General features: G+C 66.9%; 20 protein-coding genes. 7 read left to right on the top strand and 13 right to left on the bottom strand.

The features are described from left to right. Positions 1-8 precede the first annotated feature (8 nt). From KIT25_22720 to KIT25_22705, 4 genes are all read right to left on the bottom strand, one after another. Positions 9-809 carry a phytanoyl-CoA dioxygenase family protein gene (locus tag KIT25_22720; protein ID UYN94803.1) on the bottom strand — a complete coding sequence of 267 codons (801 nt, stop codon included), beginning with the start codon at positions 807-809 and terminating at the stop codon, positions 9-11. 25 nt (positions 810-834) lie between these two features. Continuing rightward, positions 835-1512, bottom strand: a complete 678-nt coding sequence (locus KIT25_22715; protein UYN94802.1) for a GntR family transcriptional regulator — start codon at positions 1510-1512, stop codon at positions 835-837. A gap of 41 nt (positions 1513-1553) precedes the next feature. Further along, positions 1554-2588 (bottom strand): glycerophosphodiester phosphodiesterase, encoded by a 1035-nt coding sequence (locus KIT25_22710; GenBank protein ID UYN94801.1) that lies wholly within the window; start codon positions 2586-2588, stop codon positions 1554-1556. A gap of 841 nt (positions 2589-3429) precedes the next feature. Continuing rightward, a complete protein-coding gene (locus tag KIT25_22705) occupies positions 3430-3981 on the bottom strand; it encodes a LemA family protein (protein ID UYN94800.1) in 552 nt (183 codons plus the stop codon). A 74-nt stretch (positions 3982-4055) separates the two neighbouring features. Between KIT25_22705 and KIT25_22700 the strand changes: the two genes are divergently transcribed. Next, positions 4056-4523, top strand: coding sequence for a nuclear transport factor 2 family protein (locus tag KIT25_22700; protein ID UYN94799.1), 468 nt, complete (start codon positions 4056-4058; stop codon positions 4521-4523). Positions 4524-4534: 11 nt separating this feature from the next. On the opposite strand, the gene KIT25_22695 is transcribed toward KIT25_22700, so the two are convergent. Both KIT25_22695 and dapD read right to left on the bottom strand, forming a co-directional pair. Then, complete coding sequence (locus KIT25_22695; protein ID UYN94798.1) at positions 4535-5479, bottom strand: TauD/TfdA family dioxygenase; 945 nt, start codon at positions 5477-5479, stop codon at positions 4535-4537. 1 nt (position 5480) lies between these two features. Beyond that, entirely contained in the window at positions 5481-6320 is an 840-nt protein-coding gene (gene dapD / locus KIT25_22690; protein UYN94797.1) for a 2,3,4,5-tetrahydropyridine-2,6-dicarboxylate N-succinyltransferase, read from the bottom strand. Positions 6321-6364: 44 nt separating this feature from the next. Between dapD and nudB the strand changes: the two genes are divergently transcribed. From nudB to KIT25_22670, 4 genes are read left to right on the top strand one after another with little or no spacing between them, the layout of a single operon-like run. Further along, entirely contained in the window at positions 6365-6823 is a 459-nt protein-coding gene (gene nudB / locus KIT25_22685; protein UYN94796.1) for a dihydroneopterin triphosphate diphosphatase, read from the top strand. Continuing rightward, positions 6820-8181, top strand: a complete 1362-nt coding sequence (locus tag KIT25_22680) for an MFS transporter (protein ID UYN94795.1) — start codon at positions 6820-6822, stop codon at positions 8179-8181. Before nudB ends, KIT25_22680 begins: the two co-directional genes overlap by 4 nt. A gap of 37 nt (positions 8182-8218) precedes the next feature. Then, positions 8219-8788 carry a helix-turn-helix transcriptional regulator gene (locus KIT25_22675; protein UYN94794.1) on the top strand — a complete coding sequence of 190 codons (570 nt, stop codon included), beginning with the start codon at positions 8219-8221 and terminating at the stop codon, positions 8786-8788. 3 nt (positions 8789-8791) lie between these two features. Then, the gene (locus KIT25_22670) at positions 8792-9628 is read left to right on the top strand and encodes an EamA family transporter (GenBank protein UYN94793.1); all 837 of its coding nucleotides are present in this window, start codon (positions 8792-8794) and stop codon (positions 9626-9628) included. Here the strand turns inward: KIT25_22670 and nth are convergent. Further along, positions 9625-10263: an endonuclease III gene (gene nth / locus KIT25_22665; protein UYN94792.1), complete on the bottom strand. Its 639-nt coding sequence runs from the start codon at positions 10261-10263 to the stop codon at positions 9625-9627. The genes KIT25_22670 and nth overlap by 4 nt on opposite strands. 23 nt (positions 10264-10286) lie before the next feature. On the opposite strand from nth, the gene KIT25_22660 reads away from it, so the two are divergent. Then, positions 10287-10745 (top strand): DUF2244 domain-containing protein, encoded by a 459-nt coding sequence (locus KIT25_22660; GenBank protein ID UYN94791.1) that lies wholly within the window; start codon positions 10287-10289, stop codon positions 10743-10745. Here the strand turns inward: KIT25_22660 and dapB are convergent. The 3 genes from dapB to KIT25_22645 all read right to left on the bottom strand — a co-directional run bounded on the left by dapB (position 10742) and on the right by KIT25_22645 (position 13835). Next, on the bottom strand, positions 10742-11515 hold the full coding sequence (dapB, locus tag KIT25_22655) for a 4-hydroxy-tetrahydrodipicolinate reductase (GenBank protein ID UYN94790.1): 774 nt from the start codon (positions 11513-11515) through the stop codon (positions 10742-10744). The genes KIT25_22660 and dapB overlap by 4 nt on opposite strands. Positions 11516-11761: 246 nt before the next feature. Continuing rightward, positions 11762-13273, bottom strand: coding sequence for a M81 family metallopeptidase (locus KIT25_22650; protein ID UYN94789.1), 1512 nt, complete (start codon positions 13271-13273; stop codon positions 11762-11764). Then, positions 13242-13835 (bottom strand): DNA-3-methyladenine glycosylase I, encoded by a 594-nt coding sequence (locus KIT25_22645; protein ID UYN94788.1) that lies wholly within the window; start codon positions 13833-13835, stop codon positions 13242-13244. Before KIT25_22645 ends, KIT25_22650 begins: the two co-directional genes overlap by 32 nt. A gap of 12 nt (positions 13836-13847) precedes the next feature. On the opposite strand from KIT25_22645, the gene KIT25_22640 reads away from it, so the two are divergent. After that, the gene (locus KIT25_22640; protein ID UYN94787.1) at positions 13848-14567 is read left to right on the top strand and encodes a haloacid dehalogenase type II; all 720 of its coding nucleotides are present in this window, start codon (positions 13848-13850) and stop codon (positions 14565-14567) included. Between the two features lie 43 nt (positions 14568-14610). On the opposite strand, the gene KIT25_22635 is transcribed toward KIT25_22640, so the two are convergent. The 3 genes from KIT25_22635 to dnaK all read right to left on the bottom strand — a co-directional run bounded on the left by KIT25_22635 (position 14611) and on the right by dnaK (position 18966). Next, positions 14611-15741: a hypothetical protein gene (locus tag KIT25_22635; protein UYN94786.1), complete on the bottom strand. Its 1131-nt coding sequence runs from the start codon at positions 15739-15741 to the stop codon at positions 14611-14613. Positions 15742-15808: 67 nt separating this feature from the next. Further along, positions 15809-16933, bottom strand: coding sequence for a molecular chaperone DnaJ (gene dnaJ / locus KIT25_22630; GenBank protein ID UYN94785.1), 1125 nt, complete (start codon positions 16931-16933; stop codon positions 15809-15811). Positions 16934-17028: 95 nt separating this feature from the next. Next, on the bottom strand, positions 17029-18966 hold the full coding sequence (gene dnaK / locus KIT25_22625) for a molecular chaperone DnaK (GenBank protein UYN94784.1): 1938 nt from the start codon (positions 18964-18966) through the stop codon (positions 17029-17031). Positions 18967-19024: the final 58 nt, after the last annotated feature.

Below are 19024 nucleotides of genomic sequence, written 5' to 3'. Positions count from 1 at the left end.
TCCTCCCGTTATTCGGCGGCGGCCTTGTGGCGCGCGGCGCGCAGGACCGCGTCGTCGCTCCACGCATCGATCGGCGTGAAATCACGATGGGCGATGTAGGCCGGCCGCTTGAAGCGGCGGATGGCGTTGGAGACGGCGTTGTAGGTCACGTAGATGATCTGGCGGTCCCACGGCGACATGTTGGGCGGGCTGCCGTGCACCAGCGTACCGTGGAAGAAGATCGCCGAGCCCGGTCCGCCCTTGGGCGCCACGATGCCGCCCTGGTCGACCAGCTTGGCGATGGTGTCGTTGTCGATCACCCACAATGGATAGGACGTCGTGGTGAGGTCGTGTTTGGCCTCGATGGCGCCCTTCTTGTGGCTCTTGGGGATGAACCACAGCGGGCCGTTGAATTCGTTCACCTCGTCGACGAACACCGCGAGGTTCATGGCGCGCGCCTCGGGCATGTCGTCGTCGGCCCTCCAGGTGCCGTAGTCCTGGTGCCACTGCCAGACGTCGCCGTCGAAGGCGGCCTTTCCGTTGATCTTGAACTGGTGGATGTAGGTCTTGTCGCCCAGCAGTTGCTCGGCCGGTTCGACGAAGCGCGGGTGATGGATCAGCGCCTCGAACACCGGATGATAGGTGTGCACGGCAAACGCGGTGCGCACCACGTCGCCTGTCTTCTCGCGCACGTTCTCCTCGCGGCGCTGCGCGAAGACCTCGGGGATCGAGCCCTTCAGGAGGGCCGTTTCTTCGGCTGAGAAATAGTCGGGGAAGAAGAGGTAGCCTTCCTCGTCGAACTGCGCGAACTGCTCCTTGGTGAGCTTCATGGCGGTTCCTCCGTTGTCGTTGTCTCTAGGCGGCGCGCGAGATCGCGACGCGCAGCCGCCCGGTGAGAATGTCGGCCATTTGCTCCGCATGGCCGCGGGCGAGCGCCTCTGCGTCGGCGACGTGGCCGGCCTCCAGGGCGCGCAGGATGCCTTCGTGCTCGTCCCACACGCTGATGCGCAGGTCGCCTTCGCTCAGGGCGGCTGCCATGACGCGACGCAGGTGTTGCCAATGCGGCTGCGCCGTCTCGCCGATCAGGGGATTGCCCGAGGCCTCGTAAACGAAGAGGTGGAAGTCGATGTCCGCCTCGATGATCGATGGCACGCTGCCGCTGGCGGCCGCGCGCCGGCCGACATCGAGCAGGAGCCGGCCGCGATGGGCGAGTTCGGGCGTGTAACGTGCCGCCGCGAGCCGCGCCGCCGCACCGTCGAGCGCACCGCGCACGACGTAGAGGTTATGTGCCTTCTCGACGTCGAGCGGTGCCACGCACACGCCCTTTCGGCCGGTTTCGATCAGGAATCCCTCGCGGCGCAGGATCATCATCGCCTGCAGGACGGGCTGTCGGCTGACGCCGAATTTCTGGGCGAGCTCTTCCTGGGTGACGCGGGCGCCGGCCTTCAATCGGCCGGCGCAGATGGCGTCGAGAATGGCGTCGTGGATGCGCTCGGAGAGATCTGGCTCTGGCTGGATCGGTCGTACGGGCATGGCTTCTGTATACAGAACACAGATGCCCTGGAGTCAACCGACTAGCGAATTTTCACCCCTTTCTGGGCCAGTACGACGACGGCGCGGTCGGGATAGTCCGTGATCAGGCCGTCAACTTTGAGATCGATCAGGCGAGCCATCTCGGCGGGAGCATTCACGGTCCAGGGAATGACCTTGAGGCCCAGCGCCTGCGCCTCCGCGACCAGTTCCGCGGTCACGTTGCGCCAGAACGGCGACCAGGTCGCGCATCCCGCCGCCTTGACCAGCTTGGGAACGGAGCCGCCGTGCTGGGAGAGGTCGAGGCCGCCAAGCCACGGCGAAGGCGCACCGGCATTGCGCCTGACGGTGTCGAAATTCGACGATTCGATCGTGAGGCAGGCGGTCTCGATCTCAGGTGCCAGCTTCCGCAGCGTGATCAATGGACGCCAGTCGAAGGACTGTACCGTGGTCCGGTCTTCCGCCCGGGCCAATCGCACGGCCTCGACGGTGCGTCGCACGAAGGTCTCCGGGTCGACGGTCTCGTCGGGGCGGTTGGGATCGATCTTGATTTCGATGTTCAGCCGCACGGTCGGCCCGGCAAGTGCGTAAAGCTCGGCCAGGGTGGGAATTCGCTCGCCGTCGGCGGGCTTTTGCTCGCGATACTGCTGGGCGTAGCGGCTGTCGGGCTTCAGCCGACCGATGTCGTAGCGTTTGAGTTCGTCGAGCGTGAGCGAGCGGATGGTCGGGCCGGGCCCCTCCAGCCACTTGCCCTCGGGATCGCGCGTCAGATCGGCATTGAGGCGGCGATCGTGATAGAGCACGACGACGTCGTCCTTGGTGATGCCGAGGTCGGTCTCGAGCGTGCTGACGCCGAACGACAAGGCGGTGCGGAAGCCGTTCAATGTGTTCTCCGGGGCGAGACCGCGCGCCCCGCGATGGCCCTGCAGATCGAAGGCCGCCGCCGCGCCGGCGCTAAGCGCCCAGATTGCGCAGGCGAGCCACGCGAGCCTCGATCTCGGGATGGGTCGCCATGAGCGCCGACGTCTTGGGCGTGACACGCTGCACGGGGTTGACGATGAAGAGGTGCTGCGTGGCATGGCTCACTCCGGGAAACGGCTGCGCCGCCGCCTCGAGCTTCCTGAGAGCCGAAATGAGGCCCTCGGGGTTGCGCGTGAACTGGACGGACGTCGCATCGGCAAGATACTCGCGCTGGCGCGACACTGCCATCTGCACCGCCTTGGCGGCCAGCGGTGCCAGTACGGCGACGACCAGCAGGATGACGATCAGGATCGCATTGCCGCCGCCCTTGCGGCCGCCGCTGCTGCGCCGGCCGCGGTAGCTGCCCCATTGCAGCGAGCGCAGGATCATCTGGGCGACGAGAGCGATCAGGCCCACGGTGACGCCGACCACCGTCATGTAGCGCGTGTCGAGGTTGGCGATGTGGCCCATTTCGTGGCCGACCACGCCCTGCAGCTCGTCGCGATTGAGGGTGTCCAGGAGGCCGCGCGTCACGGCGATGGCGGCATTGGAGGTCGAGGTGCCAGTGGCGAAGGCATTGGGCACCTCGGTTTCCATGACCATGACCTTGGGCATCGGCACGCCCGAGGCGATCGCCATCTCCTCGACCACGTTGTAGAGCTGCGGTGCGTCTTCCTTGGCGATCTCCTTCGCCTCCGCCATCGACAACACCAGGCGGTTGCCGAAGGCGAGCGACATCGCGCTCCAGCCGACGCTGGCGGTCGCCATCGCGCCGGCGGCGACAACGCCGAAGCCGCTGACCGCCGGCACGGCACCTGTACCTTCGCTCTCGACGACCCAGCCGACCAGATAGCCGAACAGTGCCGCCAGCGTCGTCAACACCGCGAGCAGAACGAGCGTATTACGCCGGTTGGCCGCCTGCGCCGCGACGAAGTCGGTGGTGGCCGTGGCCATGCGCCGTCACCGCAACGCCACCTTGGGTACCTCTCGTTCGGCGTCCGGCATGTTGAACAGCTCGATCGGCCCGAAGCCCAGCGACGATGCCGCCAGCACTGCCGGGAAGCTCTGGCGGCGGACGTTATAGGCGTTGACCGAGTCGTTGTAGAATTGGCGCGCGAAGGCGACCTTGTTCTCGGTCGTGGTCAGCTCTTCCTGCAGCTGGCGGATGTTGTCGTTGGCCTTGAGCTGCGGATAGCTCTCGACCAGGGCCAGGAGCCCGCGTGTTGCCTGCGTCAGCGCCGCTTCGGCGGGCCCCGCTTGCGCCGGGCCCGACGCAGCCGCGGCCGCGTTGCGTGCCTGGATCACCTTGGCGAGCGTCTCCTGCTCGTAGCCCATGGCGTCCTTCACGACCTGCACCAGGTTGGGGATGAGATCGTGGCGGCGCTTGAGCTGCACGTCGATCTGGCTCCACGCCGTCTGTGCCTGGTTGCGGCCGCTGACCAGCCCATTGTAGACGGCGATCAGCCACAGCCCGATCGCCACGATGACGCCCAAGACGATCCAAGTGCTCATGCGGGCCGCTCCTGTCGCTCCCTTGCCGAGCCGTCGAGTTTAGTGATGATTGGGTCAACCCGGGAGGACCAAGGATGGATATCTCAGCGCTTCTGAAGGCATTCTGTTCGGCCGTCGAGCATCGCGACGGCAAGGCCTTCGCCGAGCTGTTCACCGAGGACGGCGTCTACCACGACGTGTTCTACGGCGATTTCAAGGGCCGCGCGAAGATCGCCGAGATGATCGACGACTGGTTTCATCGCACCGCCCGCGAGTTCCGCTGGGACATGCATCGGCCGGTGAGCGACGGCGAGATGCTCTACGCCTATTACACCTTCAGTTACGTCTCGACCCTGCCCGAGGCCAAGGGCAAGCGTGTCGGCTTCGAGGGTGTATCGATGATGACCTTGCGCGACGGCAAGATCGCCGACTATCGCGAGGTCGCCAATGTAGGGCCGGCCTTCGTCGATCTCGGCTTCGCGCCCGAGCGCACTGCCAAGATCCTGGCCAAGGAAGGCGCCCATCTGAAGACGCAGCCGGAATGGAAGCGGCACGCAGTCTGACTTGGCCGCCCTTAGCCGTTGTAGGTGCGGCTGCCGCTGTCGCGCAGCCATAGCCGCACCAGCAGGCGTTTGCGTTCAGGCTCTGGCCAGTCGCGGAATCCCGTGCGCTTGTGGCCGAGCGCGCGGTTGTCGATGATCTGCATCTGGCCCGGCTCGAAGTGGAAGCGCGCCGCCATGCCGGGCTCGTTGAGGATCGCCTCGAAGGCTTCCAGCGCCGCTTCGCCCTCGGCGTCGAGTGCCTGACCGGCGAGGTTGTAGCCGTTCCGCACCTGGAAGCGCGACAGGCGCGCGATCAGGCGGCCGCCATGATCTTCCAGCATCGGATGGAAGGTCGTCATCGTGTCGCCGGGCGCGTGCTCACGCTGGCGATCGAAGTAGAACGGCTCGAAGAGCCGCGGCAGCAGATCGGGATGGCGTCGCTTCATCTCCTCGCACGCGGCAGCGAAGCTCACGATGCCGCTCACGCCGCCTTCCATGGCCGTGCGCACGCACAGCAGGCCGACATAGTGCGGCGGCATGTTGTTGTAGCTGTTGTCGGTGTGGAAGTTCTGCTCGTGGTTCGTGACATCGGGCCGCACGCCATTGCCGGGCGGCCGGCCGAGATCGGTGACGTCGTAGATCGACGTGCCGTCCCACTTCTGCGCCACCGGCCGCGCCACCAGCGATGCCAGCAGCCACCAGGCTGCGCGCGCTCCATCGATCGGCCAGCGCTCGACCGGCAGGCGATCGACGATGGCGAAACCCACGCCCTCGTCGAGTTCGCGCTTGACCTCGCGCATGAAGGTGCGCGCGGCGTCGAGCCGGAAGTCCTCCGGACGCAGCAGCAACAGCGGCAACGGGTCGCGCTCGAGGGACGCGACGACTTCGTCGAGTTCGCCCAGCACCCGGGCCGGCAGCGCGATCCGCCCGGCATCCGCCGGCAGGGTGTCGCCGCGCCAGAGCAGGCGGTCGCCCACGTCAGTCGCGCAGCAGCTCGTTGATCGAGGTCTTCGAGCGCGTGCGCTCGTCGACCGTCTTGACGATGACCGCGCAGTACGTCGACGGCCGATCCGGTCCGCCGCCGATGTTGCCCGGCACCACCACCGAGTAGGGCGGCACCTTGCCGACATGGATCTGGCCCGACGCACGATCGACCACCTTGGTGGTCGCCGAGATGAACACGCCCATCGACAGCACCGCGCCGGTGCCGACGATCACGCCCTCCACGACTTCGGAACGCGCGCCGATGAAGCAGTTGTCCTCGATGATCACCGGGTTGGCCTGCAGCGGCTCCAGCACGCCGCCGATGCCGACGCCTCCCGAGAGATGGCAGTTCTTGCCGATCTGTGCGCACGAGCCGACGGTCGCCCAGGTGTCGACCATGGTCCCGGAGTCGACGTATGCGCCGAGATTGACGAAGGACGGCATCAGCACGACCGATGGCGCGATGTAGGAGCCGCGGCGCACCACCGAGCCCGGCACGGCGCGGAAGCCTGCCTTGGCGAAGCGCTTGGCGTCCCAACCCGTGGTCTTCAGCGGCACCTTGTCGAACCACGGCGCCCCACCCAGGCCGGGGAACGATGCGCCGCCGTCCATCGGCACGGAATCGTAGAGCCGGAAGGAAAGAAGCACGGCTTTCTTCAGCCATTGGTTGACGACCCATTCGTCACCGAATTTTTGGGCGGTGCGGAAGGAGCCGTCGTCCAGACCGGCGATCGCCGCCTCGACCGCGTCGCGCACCGGGCCCCTGGTCGCGCTGTTGATGCCGTCGCGCTGCTCCCACGCCGCGTCGATGGTGGCCTGAAGTTCCTTGCTCATTGTCCCCTCGGAAAACTGACGCCGGACCTTATATGCTGGCAGCAATGGCCTTCAAGCTTCCCGAATCGGTGCTGGTGGTGGTTCATACGCCCGCCCTCGACGTACTTCTGCTGGAGCGCACCGACCGGGGATCGTTCGGCAATTGGGGCGCCTGGCAGTGCGTGACCGGTTCGCGCGAGCCGGACGATCCCGATCTCGAAGCCACGGCACGACGCGAACTCCTGGAGGAGACCGGCCTGTCCGTCGGGACCCTGACCGACTGGAAGCTCACCAACCGCTACGAGATCTGGCCGCAGTGGCGCGCCCGTTATGCGCCCGACGTAACGCACAACGTCGAGCATGTGTTCGGCTTCCTGGTGCCGCGGATGACGGTGGCGACTCTGGATCCGGCCGAGCACGTCGCCCAGCTCTGGTTGCCGTGGCAGGAGGCCATGAACAAGACCTTCTCGCCGACGAATCGCGACGCGATCCGGCAACTGGCGCGTAATATGAAATCGACATGACCAAGGAAGCTTCCCGACTCGGCCAGTTCAGCTGGGCTATGTTCGACTGGGCGAACCAGCCGTTCTTCACCGTCGTCACCACGTTCATCTTCGCGCCCTACTTCGCCAATGTGATGATCGGCGATGCGGTGAAGGGCCAGGCCGCCTGGGCCTTCACGCAATCCACGGCGGCCATCTTCGTGGCGTTGCTCAGCCCCTTCCTCGGCGCCATGGCCGACGCGGGCGGGCGGCGCAAACCCTATATCTTCTTCTTCCAGCTCATGGTCGCGCTGGGCTGCGCCGCGCTCTGGTGGGCGCTGCCCGGGCGGCCCGATCTGGTGGGCATGATCGCCTGGGCGGTCGTGATCGCCACGATCGGCGCCGAAATGTCGATCGTGTTCAACAATGCCCTGCTGCCGACCATCGTGCGGCGCGAGCGCATGGGCCGGTTGAGCGGCTTCGCCTGGGGCTTGGGTTATTGCGGCGGGCTGCTCGCCCTTTTCGTCGTCCTCGCCGCCAGCATGCCGGCGATGTTTGGCCTCGCGCCCAACAACGATCGCCCGCTGTTCGGCCTCGATCCCGCCACCAGGGAACTGGAGCGGATGGTCGGCCCCGCCTCGGCGGTGTGGCTGGTCGTCTTCGTGCTGCCGATGTTCCTGTTCACGCCCGACACGACGGCGCCGCGGCGCCTGTCGCTGCTCGAGGCGGCACGGCAGGGCGCGCGCTCGCTGCTGCAGACACTGCGGCGGGTGCGCCACTACAGGAACTCGGCGACCTATCTCCTTGCCTTCATGCTCTACAACGATGGCCTGGCCGCCATCATCGCCTTCGGCGGCATCTATGCCTCTGCGACCTTCGGCTGGAGCACGGTCACGCTTGGCATCTTCGGGATCATCATCACGGTGTTCGCCATTCCCGGCGCCTTCCTCGGCGGCAGGTTCGACGACGCCATCGGCAGCAAGCGGACGGCGCAGATCGCCATCGGCGGTGTCATCCTCGCCACCATCGGCATCGTCGGCGTGACCGGGGACCGCGTCTTCTACGTCGTGCCGACCGAGCCGCTCGACCCGGCGCGCGGTCTGTTCGGCTCCCTGCAGGAGAAGGTCTTCATGGGCTGCGCCCTGCTGCTCGGCTTTTGCATGGGGCCGATGCAGGCGGCGAGCCGCACCCTGATCGGCCGCCTCGCCCCGCCCGGCATGACGGGCGAGTTCTACGGCCTGTTCGCCTTCTCCGGGCGCGCGACGGCCTGGATGGCGCCGCTCGCCATCGGCGTCATCACCACGGCCACCCAGTCGACGCGGCTGGGCGTGATTTGCGTGCTTGTATTCCTGATCGGCGGCTTCCTGTTGCTGTGGCGAGTACACGAAAAGGGGGCTTGATCGGCCATCCTGTATAGTGGATTAATATTCTATTAAAATGGATATTAATCAATTGCTCGCGGCGCGTATCCGACAGATCCGGATTGCGCGCGGTCTGTCGCTCGAAGCGCTGGCCGAGGTCGCCGGGGTCAGCCGTTCGATGATCTCGCTGATCGAGCGCAGCGAGAGTAGCCCGACCGCGGTGGTGCTGGACAAGCTCGCGACCGGGCTCGGCGTGCCGTTGGCGTCGCTGTTCGACGTGCCGGCGGCGGCGTCCGATCCGGTATCGCGTCGCGCCGATCAGGTCGAATGGCGCGACCCCGCGTCGGGGTATGTCAGGCGCAATCTGTCGCCGCCCGGCTTTCCCTCGCCGATCCAGCTGGTCGAGGTTTCCTTCCCAGCGGGGGCGCGCGTGGCCTACGAGACGGCGGCGCGGCCGGGTGTCGTGCATCAGCAGATCTGGGTGCAACAGGGCACGCTCGAGGTGTCGCTGGGCGACGTGCGGCATGAGCTGCGGGCGGGCGATTGCCTTGCCATGGTGCTCGATCGGCCGGTCACCTTCCACAATCCCACATCGAAACCCGCCCGCTACCTCGTCGTGATCGTGGCCCTGCCGGCGCACGGCTGAACGATGGATCTCGTTCACGTCGCTGCTGCGCTGCTCAGCGCTTTGCTGCATGCCGGCTGGAACGCGGCCGTGAAGCGGCACCGCGATCCCGCCGGTGCCATGACGGCGCAGATGCTGATCGGCGCCGTGTTGTCCGTCCCGGCGCTGTTGCTCACCGGCCTGCCCGATCCGGCGTCCTGGGTCTGGATTGCCGTCTCGACGCTCACCAACGTCGTCACCGTACTGGCGTTGCTGCGGGCCTACGAGCTCGGCGGCTTTGGCGTCGTCTATCCGATCGTGCGCGCGGTGGCGGTATTGCTGGTCGTGCCATTGGCCGCGCTCGTCGCCGGCGATCGCCTGGGTGTCGCCACACTGGCGGGTATCGCCATCATGGCGCTGTCGCTCATGGTGCTGTCCTACGATGCCGGCAGTGGACAGGGGATGGCGCTTCGTGCGCTTGGCTGGGCACTGTTGGCCGGGCTCGGCACCGCAATCTACGTGATGTGCGATGCGCAGGGCGTGCGGGCTTCGGGCTCGCCGTGGGCCTACGGCTTTGCCGTGTCGATCGCCAACGCCGCGGCCATGTGGCTGCGCCAGCGTCGTGCCGGCTCGCCATGGCGCCAGATGGTCGATCACGCCGCGGTCGCGGTGCCGGCGGCCTTCGCATCCATGGCGTCCTACCTGCTGATCCTCTGGGTGTGGAGTGTGGCGCCCATCGCTCCGGCGGCCGCGCTGCGCGACACCAGTGCGGCCTTCGCCATCCTGATCGCCGTCCTTTGGCTACGCGAGCCCTTCACGCGCCGGCGCATCGCCGCTGTCCTCCTGGCGGCGGCGGCGGTGCCACTGTTGCGTCTGGGTTAGAGCGCCGTCGTCTTGCCCTTGAACCGGCAGAGATCGTTCACGACGCAGCGCGGGCATTCGGGCTTGCGCGCCTTGCAGGTGTAGCGGCCGTGCAGGATCAGCCAGTGATGGGCGTGCAGGCGATAGGCCTCGGGCACGCGCTTCAGCAGATTGAGCTCGACCTGCAGCGGGCTCTTGCCGGGGGCGAGCCCGGTGCGGTTGCCGACACGGAAGATGTGGGTGTCGACTGCAATGGTCGCCTCGCCGAAGGCGACGTTCATCACGACGTTCGCGGTCTTGCGCCCGACGCCGGGCAGGGCCTGAAGTTCCTCGTGCGTGTGCGGCACGTCGCCGCCGTGCCGCTCGATCAGCAACCTCGACAGCGCGATCACGTTCCTGGCCTTTGTGCGGAACAGCCCGATGGTCTTGATGAAGGCAATCAGCCTGCGCTCCCCCAGCGCCACCATTTGCGCCGGCGTCTTGACGACCTCGAACAGCGGTTTGGTAGCCTTGTTGACGCCTGCATCGGTGGCCTGAGCCGACAGCACGACGGCGACCAGCAGCTGATAGACGTTGTCGTACTCGAGTTCGGTTTCCGGTTCGGGGATGGCATGCCGCAGCCGCTCGAAAAACTCGGGGATGACGGCTGGTTTCATCAGGACCATAACAAGCTCATAGCATGACCGGGACCGTTCACTTTTCCACTTCCCTGCGGCCGCATCGCAGTCTGTCGCCCGAGGGCTTCCGCTGGCTGATCGGCGCGGCCGTGCTGGCCAGCCTCGCGATCGGCGTGCCGATGCTGGCGGTCGGGGCCTGGCCGGTGTTCGGCTTCATGGGGCTCGACGTCCTGCTGCTCTACCTGTTGTTCCGGCACAGCTATCTCGACCTGCGCCGGCGCGAGACGGTGGTGCTCACCGACCGGGAGCTGATCGTCGAGCGCGTGGCGCCGGATGGCGAGCGCGAGGAGCATCGGCTCGATGCCTATTGGATGCGCCTGGAAATGGACGCGGACGCCGAGCGGCTGGCGGCGGTATCGCGCGGCAGCCGGCTCGTGCTCGGACGCTTCCTGTCGCCAGGCGAGCGCCGCCAGCTCGCCGAGGAGCTCGAGACGGCGCATGCCCGGCTGCGCGGCCGCTAGAGTCCCAGCACGTCCTTCATGCCGTAGAGGCCGGGCTTCCGGCCCTTGAGCCACTGCGCCGCCAGCACCGCGCCGGCGGTATAGCCCTCCCGGCTGAACGAGCGGTGGGTCAGCTCCAGCCGCTCGCCGGCCGAGGCGAACATGACCGTGTGCACGCCGACCTCCTCGCCGCCCCGCAAGGCGGCGAAGCCGATCTCGCCGGTCGGCCGCGCGCCGGTATGGCCGTCGCGGCTCTTGCGCCAGACCTTGTCGAGTTCGACCTTGCGGCCGGCCGCCGCCGCGCGACCGAGCGCCAGCGCCGTGCCGGAGGGGGCGTCGATCTTGTGGCGATGGTGCATCTCCAGAATCTCGATGTCGTAGGCGGGATCGAGCATCGCCGCCGTCTTCTCGACCAGCGCCATCAGGATGTTGACGCCCAACGCCATGTTGGCCGCCCACACGATGGGGACCTTCTTCGCGGCGTCGTGGATGGCCTTGCTCTGCTCGGGACTGAGGCCGGTCGTGCCGATCACCATGGCAACGCCCTTGTCGGCGGCGATCCGGGCGTGCGCCACGGTCGCGGCCGGCACGGTGAAATCGATCAGCACGTCGGCCCCGCTTATTGCAGCCGCAGCGTCCGCGATGGCTTTGATCCCGCCGACGTCCGAGCCGATGGCATTGCTGGTCGGCGACTCGATGGCGCCGACCAGGCTGCAGCCCTCGGTGGCGGCGATGCGGCGGATCAGCATCTGGCCCATGCGCCCGGCGGCGCCGGCGATCGCGATCTTCATGTCATTTCCCCTTGGATCGGCTGACGTCGAGCCTATGCTCTTTATGGTCGTCGAGAAATTCAAGAATCAGGACGGTAAGGCCGTCTATCGCAAGCTGCGCGATTCGAGTCGCTGTCTATGGAGATCGCTGACGTCACCCCGCTCCGGCGCCGGATCGCCGAAGGGCAGGACCTCGTGGAGTTCGAGGTCGTGCCGGCGGTCGACGACAAGACCACGTGCGAGGCGCTCGAGCCACCGCTGTAGCCCTCATTTCCAGGGATCGGAGACCTTCGGCCAGAACGGCGTCTTGCGCTTGGTGTAGGGCAGGCGCGTCACGTCGGGGTCGGCGGCGCCGGGCGAGGCGACGTAGAGGATCTCCTTCGCGATGCCCACGAAGCCGTTGTAGAAGTGCTGCGCCGATTTCACCACGACGACGCGGTAGTCGGAGGGCTCGGCGCCGACCGCTCGGAAGGCATCGGCATGGAAGGTCTGGTTGCGCCGGGTGCAGATCGCCACGTCGACATGCTCGGATGACAGCAGCGCCATGTCGCCGAGCGGCGACATCACGGGACCGTAGGGCTGGAAGACGTCGCGCGCGATCTTCTTGACCGTGACGTCGAGGTCGATCGGATCGCCGCTCACCGTGCCTGACTTGCCGCCGAGCCGCATGCGCAGGCGCGCGCCCTCGCCCGCCTCCTCGGCGACGCGGAAGGCCATCGGGTCCCACATCACGCCGAACAGCGCCGGGCCGATCTTGCGCTCGACCAGCGCCTTCAGGAGGAACGTCGAATCGCCCGGCGCGCCCGAGCCCGGATTGTCGGCCCGGTCGGCCAGCACCAGCGGGCCCTGCCCCTTCTGGATGGTGTTGGGCGAGGCGGCGCGGTCCATCGCCTCGGCGATCGACAGATACTTCGTGGCGTAGCGATCGCGGTTGGCCCATAGCTCCACGCCGAGCTGGCGGGCGAGCTTCTCGGCCTTCGTCTTGTCGCGGTCGGCGACGACCAGGGTGCGGGTGCCGACATCCTCGACATCGGCGAAAGAAAAGCCGTGGCTCAACGATACCGAGAGGATGCCGTCCCTGCCTTCGAGCGACTTCATGCGGGTGACGAACTCGCTGATCGGCGGCACCGAGGTGCGGTACTGGGCGATCATGCGGCAGTCGTGGCGCGCCATCACCGGCTTCACCTTGCCATCGACGGTATCGGCAATGATGGCGAACAGCTCGGCGGCGCGCTCCATGGTGTCGGTGTGCGGGTATTCCTTGTAGCCCACCAGCACGTCGGCGCTGTCGAGCATGAGCTGGCTGAGATGGCAGTGCAGATCGAACTCGGCGCCGATCGCCACCGTCGGGCCGACGACCGCGCGCACTTTCGAGAGCAGGTCGCCCTCGCAGTCGTCGTAGCCGCCGGCGACCATGGCGCCGTGCACGTTGATCAGCACCGCATCGAGCGGCAGCGCCGCCCTGACGCCGGCCAGGATCTCGTCCCGGAAGCCTTCATAGACCGAACGCACCGTGGTGCCGGACGGCGCGGCGAAGGTCGCCAGCCCCTCGATCACCGTCCAGCCACGCGCCTCGGCTTTCTTGCGCCAGGTGTGCAGCGGCGCGGTGAAGTTGGTCGGCTCGTGCCTCGTCGCATCGCCGCGCCAGATGCCGTGCTCCTCGTAGCCGCGCAGGCCGGTCGGGAACGGCACGAACTGGTTGGTCTCGGTGCCCAGGGCGGCGATGTAGACGCGCTTGCTCAATGGGTTACTCCCGATGGCGGTGGCAGCCCACGACATGGTCGTCGACCATGCCGGCGGCCTGCATGAAGGCATAGCAGATGGTCGAGCCGACGAACTTGAAGCCGGCCTTCTGCAGCGCCTTGGACATGGCGTCCGATTCGGGCGTGCGGGCCGGCACGTCCTTGAGGCTCCTGGGCCGGCGGCGGATCGGCTTGCCGCCGACGAAGCTCCACAGGAACTTCGCGAACGAGCCTTCGCGCTCGACCAGCGCCAGATACGCCCGGGCGTTGCTCACACTCGCCTCGATCTTGCCCTTGTGGCGGATGATGCCCGGATCGGCGAGCAGCTTCGCAAGTTTCGCCGGCGTGTAGCGTGCGATCTTCTGCGGAACGAACCCGTCATAGACCTTGCGGTAGTGCTCGCGCTTGCGCAGCACGGTGATCCACGACAGGCCGGCCTGGCAGCCTTCGAGCGTCAGGAGTTCGAACAGCGCGCGGTCGTCCCGGAGCGGCCGCCCCCACTCCTTGTCATGATATTTCTGGTAGAGCGGGTCTTCCGAAACCCAGCCGCATCTCGGCTTGCCGTCCGCCCCGGCAACCTTATCGTGCTTCCAAACCATATGGGGAAACTAATGCCCAAGGATCTTTCGGACCTCAAGGTCTGCATTTTCGACGTGTTCGGTACGGTGGTCGACTGGCGCGGCAGCCTGATCGAGGACCTGCCCGGTCTCGGTAGAAAACATGGACTGGAGACCGACTGGACGAGCTTCGCCGACGACTGGCGCGGCCTCTACCAGCCGCAGATGGCGCGCGTCCGGAAGGGCGAGTTGCCGTGGACGCGCATCGATGACCTGCACAAGGAAGCCTTCGAGATGCTCCTGAAGAAGCGTGGGCTGAGGCATCCCGGCGAGGAAGGGTCGTGGGAATTCACGCGGCTCTGGCACAAGCTCCGGCCGTGGCCCGATTCGGTGGAAGGCATCGGCATGATGAAGAAGAAATTCGTCGTCGCCACCTTGAGCAACGGCAACGTCGCGTTGCTCATCAATATGGCCAAGCACGCGGGCATTCCCTGGGACCACTGCTTCTCCGGCGAGACCTACCGGCATTACAAGCCCGATCCGCAGTCCTACCTCGGCGTGGTCGACACCATGTACCTGAAGCCGCATCAGGTCATGCTGGTGGCGGCCCACAACGGTGACCTTCGGGCGGCGCAGAAATGTGGCCTGGCGACCGGGTTCGTCCATCGCCCCGAGGAGCACGGCCCGAACCAGAAGACGGACCTGAAAGCCGACGGCGACTGGGACGTCGTCGGAGGCTCGATGGTGGAAGTGGCGAGGAAGCTCGGCTGCTGAGCTTGCTCCCTGACGGGACACCCAATGAGCCGCCCAACGAATTCTACCGGTCTCCGTCGGGGCTTTGGGGGCCGTCGAGACGGGCGACCGGTGCAAGGACCTGACGCCTGGTCGAGGCAACTCCGACAGCAAGCGTCGTGACGATCATGAGCCCGGTGACGACGATCAACGCCGTGCCGAGAGAAACCGCGGTCAACAGCGCGCTCGCGACGATGACACCGCAAGCGTTCGCGGTGCGCAGCAGGGCAAACACTTCCGGTCGTCGCTGCGGCGGGGTGAGTGTGTCGACGATGAGCGAGTAGTAGGTGGCCAAGGGCGCCAGCACGGCGCCGATGAGAACGGCTCCGACAACGGTCGCCGCGAGGGATAGATCGAGTGCCGCGAGGGCCGATCCGAGCGTCATGACGCACAGTTGGGTGAGGACGGCTCTCCGAGATGCCATGCGGTTGCGCACGCTCACCCATATCCCGCCAGCGACCGAAGCAAGGCACAGCGGCACGGTGAACACGATCGCCAGGGCCGGCTCGTAGCCGAAGTTCAGGGCCAGCGCGACCGCTCCGATCTCGATGGATGCAACGGCGGCGCCTCCGGCTGCCGCACACAGCAGCCAGAGCAGGATGGACGGTGTGAGAAGCGCGCTTCCGGCGCCGTGCACAGGGCCGATGTGGGTCGAACCCGCATGTGGGACCAGCAGCGCCGGAACGGCACCGATGGCGGCGAGCGCCAGCACGGCGAAGACCGGCGAAAGGCCGCCCAGGCCGGAGGCTGCCACCGGCGCCAGCACGAAGGTCACTTCGTTCAGTGTGGCGGCGATTCCGAGCGCGCGTGGAAACCCCGACGCGGGTGTCAGCCGGTTGAGCAGCGCGCGCAGATAGCCGAACGCCGCGCCGTTCACCAGTCCGGCGAGCGCTGCAAGCACGATGAGCCAGGTGAACGGTGCTTCGTAGGCGGCGCACACGGCAATCGACGCGAGGGCCACGGTGCGAAGGGCGACCAGCCACCTCAGGTAGGTCGCCAAAGGCAGTGTCCTGCCGAAGCGCGCCACAGGAATGGCGCCTGCCACCTGGGCAAGCGTCATGGCGAGGATCATTGCGGCGCCGCCACTGGTGTCGCCGGTAAGGCTCAAGGCGACGAACGCGAACGCAATGGGCCCGGCGGCTTGCGGGAAGTTCAACGTGGCCGACGAGATGAACCAGCGAAGCAGTGGCCACCGGCTCGACGGCCCGTCGGCCGGAGGAGCGTCAGTCGCCGCCGAACATCTCCTTCACCTTGCTGAAGAAGCCTTCGGATTCGGGGCTGGTCTTGCCGGCCTTCTCGAATTCCTTGAGCAGGTCCTTCTGCTTGGGCGTGAGGTTGACCGGCGTCTCGACGGCGATCTCGATGTACATGTCGCCGCGCTGCGCCGAGCGAACCACCGGCATGCCCTTGCCGCGCATGCGGAACTGGTGGCCGCTCTGCGCGCCGGCCGGGACGTTGATGCGCGCCATCTTGCCGTCGAGGGTCGGCACTTCAATGTTGCCGCCGAGGGCGGCCTGGATCATCGAGATCGGCACGCGGCAATGTACGTCGGCGCCCTCGCGTTCGAACAGGCCGTGACGGCGCACCGAGAGGAAGACGTAGAGATCGCCGGCGGGCCCGCCGCGCGTCCCCGCCTCGCCCTCGCCCGACAGGCGGATGCGCGTGCCGTCCTCGACACCGGCCGGGATATTGACCTTCAGCGTCTTGTCGCGCCGCACACGGCCCTGGCCGGCGCAGGAGCGGCATGGCTTGTCGATGACCTGACCGGCGCCATGGCAGACGTGGCACGTCCGCTCGACGGTGAAAAATCCCTGCTGGGCGCGCAGCCGGCCGCGGCCATGGCAGGTCGGACATTGCTGCGGCTTGGACCCGGCTTCCGCGCCGCTGCCGTCGCAGGCCTCGCACGACACCGAGCTCGGCACGCGGACCGTCGCCTCGGTGCCGCCATAGGCCTGCTCGAGGGTAATCTCGAGATTGAAGCGTAGATCCTGGCCGCGCGTGTCCACCCGGCCACTTCGGCCGCGCGGGCCGCCGAACATGTCTTCGAAGATGTCGCCGAACACCGAGCCGAAATCGAAGCCCTGGCCGCCAAACGGTCCGCCCGGGCCATTGGGACCGGCGCCGCCCTCGAAGGCCGCCGCCCCGTAGCGGTCGTAGGCGGCACGCTTCTCGGGATCCTTCAGGATGTCGTAGGCGTGATTGAGGTCCTTGAACTTCTTTTCGGCTTCCTTGTTGCCCTGATTGCGGTCCGGATGGTGCTGCATGGCGAGCTTGCGGAACGCCTTCTTGATGTCGTCCGCACTCGCCGTGCGTCCGACGCCCAGCAACTCGTAATAGTCCTGCGACATGACCTCTTACGCAGCCCCCGCTTCCCCACCGACCCATTGGAGAACCGGCCTCCCGCGTTGGCGGGAGGCCGGTTCCTTCGTCCTCGTGCGCCGGCTCAGCCGGAGCCTGTCTTCTTGTTCTTGTCGGTGACGTCCTCGAACTCGGCATCGACCACTTTGTCGTCCTTGCCCGCCTCGTTCGCGGCGTCGCCGGTCCCGCCGGCCGCGGCACCCGCCTGGGCGTCGGCCTGCTGGGCCTTGTACATCGCCTCGCCGAGCTTCATCGCGGCCTGGGCGAGCTCGTTGGTCTTGCCCTTGATGGCCTCGGCGTCCTCGCCCTTGAGCGATTCCTTCAGGCCCTCGAGTGCGCCCTCGATCTCGGCCTTCTCGGTCGGGCTCACCTTGTCGCCGAACTCCTTCAGGTGCTTGTCGGTCGAGTGCACCAGGGCCTCGCCCTGGTTGCGCGCGTCGATCAGCTCGCGCTTTTTCTTGTCCTCCTCGGCGTGCAGCTCGGCGTCCTTCACCATCTTCTGGATGTCGGCCTCGCTCAGCCCGCCCGAAGCCTGGATGCGGATCTGCTGCTCCTTGCTGGTGGCCTTGTCCTTGGCCGAGACCTGGACGATGCCGTTGGCGTCGATGTCGAACGTGACCTCGACCTGGGGCATGCCGCGCGGCGCCGGCGGGATGCCGACCAGATCGAACTGGCCGAGCAACTTGTTCTGGGCGGCGATCTCGCGCTCGCCCTGGAACACGCGGATGGTCACCGCCGTCTGGTTGTCCTCGGCGGTCGAGAAGACCTGGCTCTTCTTGGTCGGGATCGTCGTGTTGCGCTCGATCAGGCGGGTGAACACGCCGCCCAGCGTCTCGATGCCGAGCGACAGCGGCGTCACGTCGAGCAGCAGGACGTCCTTGACCTCGCCCTTCAGCACGGCCGCCTGGACCGCGGCGCCCACCGCGACGACCTCGTCGGGGTTGACGTTGCGCGCCGGCTCCTTGCCGAAGAACTGCTTCACCGTCTCGATCACCTTGGGCATGCGGGTCATGCCGCCGACCAGGATGACCTCGTCGATCTGGCCGGCCTGCAGGCCCGCGTCCTTGAGCGCCGCACGGCACGGCTCGAGCGTGCGCTGGACCAGGTCGTCGACCAGCGCCTCGAGCTTGGCGCGCGAGAGCTTGATGACGAGATGCTTGGGGCCGCTCGCGTCGGCCGTGATGAACGGCAGGTTGATCTCGGTCTCCTTGGAGTTGGAGAGCTCGATCTTCGCCTTCTCGGCCGCCTCCTTGAGGCGCTGCAAGGCGAGGCGGTCGTTGCGCAGGTCGATGCCCTGCTCCTTCTTGAACTCGTCGGCGAGGTAGCCGATGACGCGGCCGTCGAAATCCTCGCCACCCAGGAAGGTGTCGCCATTGGTCGCCTTGACCTCGAACACGCCGTCGCCGATCTCGAGGATCGACACGTCGAACGTGCCGCCACCCAGATCGTAGACCACGATGGTGCCGTTCTTGCGCTTGTCCATGCCGTAGGCCAGCGCCGCGGCGGTCGGCTCGTTGATGATGCGCAGCACGTCGAGGCCGGCGATGCGGCCGGCGTCCTTGGTGGCCTGGCGCTGGGCGTCGTTGAAGTAGGCCGGAACGGTGATGACCGCCTGCTCGACCTTCTCGCCGAGATAGGCCTCGGCCGTCTCCTTCATCTTGCCGAGGATGAAGGCCGAGATCTGGCTCGGACTGTATTGCTGGCCGTTGACCTCGACCCAGGCATCGCCGTTGCTCGCCTTCACGATCTTGAAGGGAACCAGCGCCATCTCCTTCTGGACCATCGGGTCCTCGAAGCGGCGGCCGATCAGGCGCTTGACCGAGTACAGCGTCTTCATCGGGTTGGTGACGGCCTGGCGCTTGGCCGACTGGCCGACCAGTCGCTCGCCGCTGTCGGCGAAGGCGACCATCGATGGCGTCGTGCGCGCGCCCTCGGAATTCTCGATGACCTTGGTGTCGCCGCCTTCCATGACCGCGACGCACGAATTGGTGGTACCCAGGTCGATGCCAATGACTTTCGCCATGATTCTACTCTCTCGCTAGGCGGATCGCGCCGACCCCATCACAGGCCCCGGACCGACC

The organism is Enhydrobacter sp. (assembly GCA_025808875.1).
Taxonomy (GTDB): Bacteria; Pseudomonadota; Alphaproteobacteria; order Reyranellales; family Reyranellaceae; genus Reyranella.
Note: the sequence above shows the minus strand (reverse complement) of the source record. Positions and strands in the feature narration are given on the sequence as shown.

What these genes read in the sequence shown, in the direction of transcription:
- KIT25_22720 (UYN94803.1), bottom strand. Translation starts at nt 809, where the DNA reads ATGAAGCTCACCAAGGAGCAGTTCGCGCAGTTCGACGAGGAAGGCTAC.
- KIT25_22715 (UYN94802.1), bottom strand. Translation starts at nt 1,512, where the DNA reads ATGCCCGTACGACCGATCCAGCCAGAGCCAGATCTCTCCGAGCGCATC.
- KIT25_22710 (UYN94801.1), bottom strand. Translation starts at nt 2,588, where the DNA reads ATGCCACGCAGCACCTCTTCATCGTCAACCCCGTGCAGCGTGTCACGC.
- KIT25_22705 (UYN94800.1), bottom strand. Translation starts at nt 3,981, where the DNA reads ATGAGCACTTGGATCGTCTTGGGCGTCATCGTGGCGATCGGGCTGTGG.
- KIT25_22700 (UYN94799.1), top strand. Translation starts at nt 4,056, where the DNA reads ATGGATATCTCAGCGCTTCTGAAGGCATTCTGTTCGGCCGTCGAGCAT.
- dapD (UYN94797.1), bottom strand. Translation starts at nt 6,320, where the DNA reads ATGAGCAAGGAACTTCAGGCCACCATCGACGCGGCGTGGGAGCAGCGC.
- nudB (UYN94796.1), top strand. Translation starts at nt 6,365, where the DNA reads ATGGCCTTCAAGCTTCCCGAATCGGTGCTGGTGGTGGTTCATACGCCC.
- KIT25_22680 (UYN94795.1), top strand. Translation starts at nt 6,820, where the DNA reads ATGACCAAGGAAGCTTCCCGACTCGGCCAGTTCAGCTGGGCTATGTTC.
- KIT25_22675 (UYN94794.1), top strand. Translation starts at nt 8,219, where the DNA reads ATGGATATTAATCAATTGCTCGCGGCGCGTATCCGACAGATCCGGATT.
- KIT25_22670 (UYN94793.1), top strand. Translation starts at nt 8,792, where the DNA reads ATGGATCTCGTTCACGTCGCTGCTGCGCTGCTCAGCGCTTTGCTGCAT.
- nth (UYN94792.1), bottom strand. Translation starts at nt 10,263, where the DNA reads ATGAAACCAGCCGTCATCCCCGAGTTTTTCGAGCGGCTGCGGCATGCC.
- KIT25_22660 (UYN94791.1), top strand. Translation starts at nt 10,287, where the DNA reads ATGACCGGGACCGTTCACTTTTCCACTTCCCTGCGGCCGCATCGCAGT.
- dapB (UYN94790.1), bottom strand. Translation starts at nt 11,515, where the DNA reads ATGAAGATCGCGATCGCCGGCGCCGCCGGGCGCATGGGCCAGATGCTG.
- KIT25_22650 (UYN94789.1), bottom strand. Translation starts at nt 13,273, where the DNA reads ATGTCGTGGGCTGCCACCGCCATCGGGAGTAACCCATTGAGCAAGCGC.
- KIT25_22645 (UYN94788.1), bottom strand. Translation starts at nt 13,835, where the DNA reads ATGGTTTGGAAGCACGATAAGGTTGCCGGGGCGGACGGCAAGCCGAGA.
- KIT25_22640 (UYN94787.1), top strand. Translation starts at nt 13,848, where the DNA reads ATGCCCAAGGATCTTTCGGACCTCAAGGTCTGCATTTTCGACGTGTTC.
- dnaJ (UYN94785.1), bottom strand. Translation starts at nt 16,933, where the DNA reads ATGTCGCAGGACTATTACGAGTTGCTGGGCGTCGGACGCACGGCGAGT.
- dnaK (UYN94784.1), bottom strand. Translation starts at nt 18,966, where the DNA reads ATGGCGAAAGTCATTGGCATCGACCTGGGTACCACCAATTCGTGCGTC.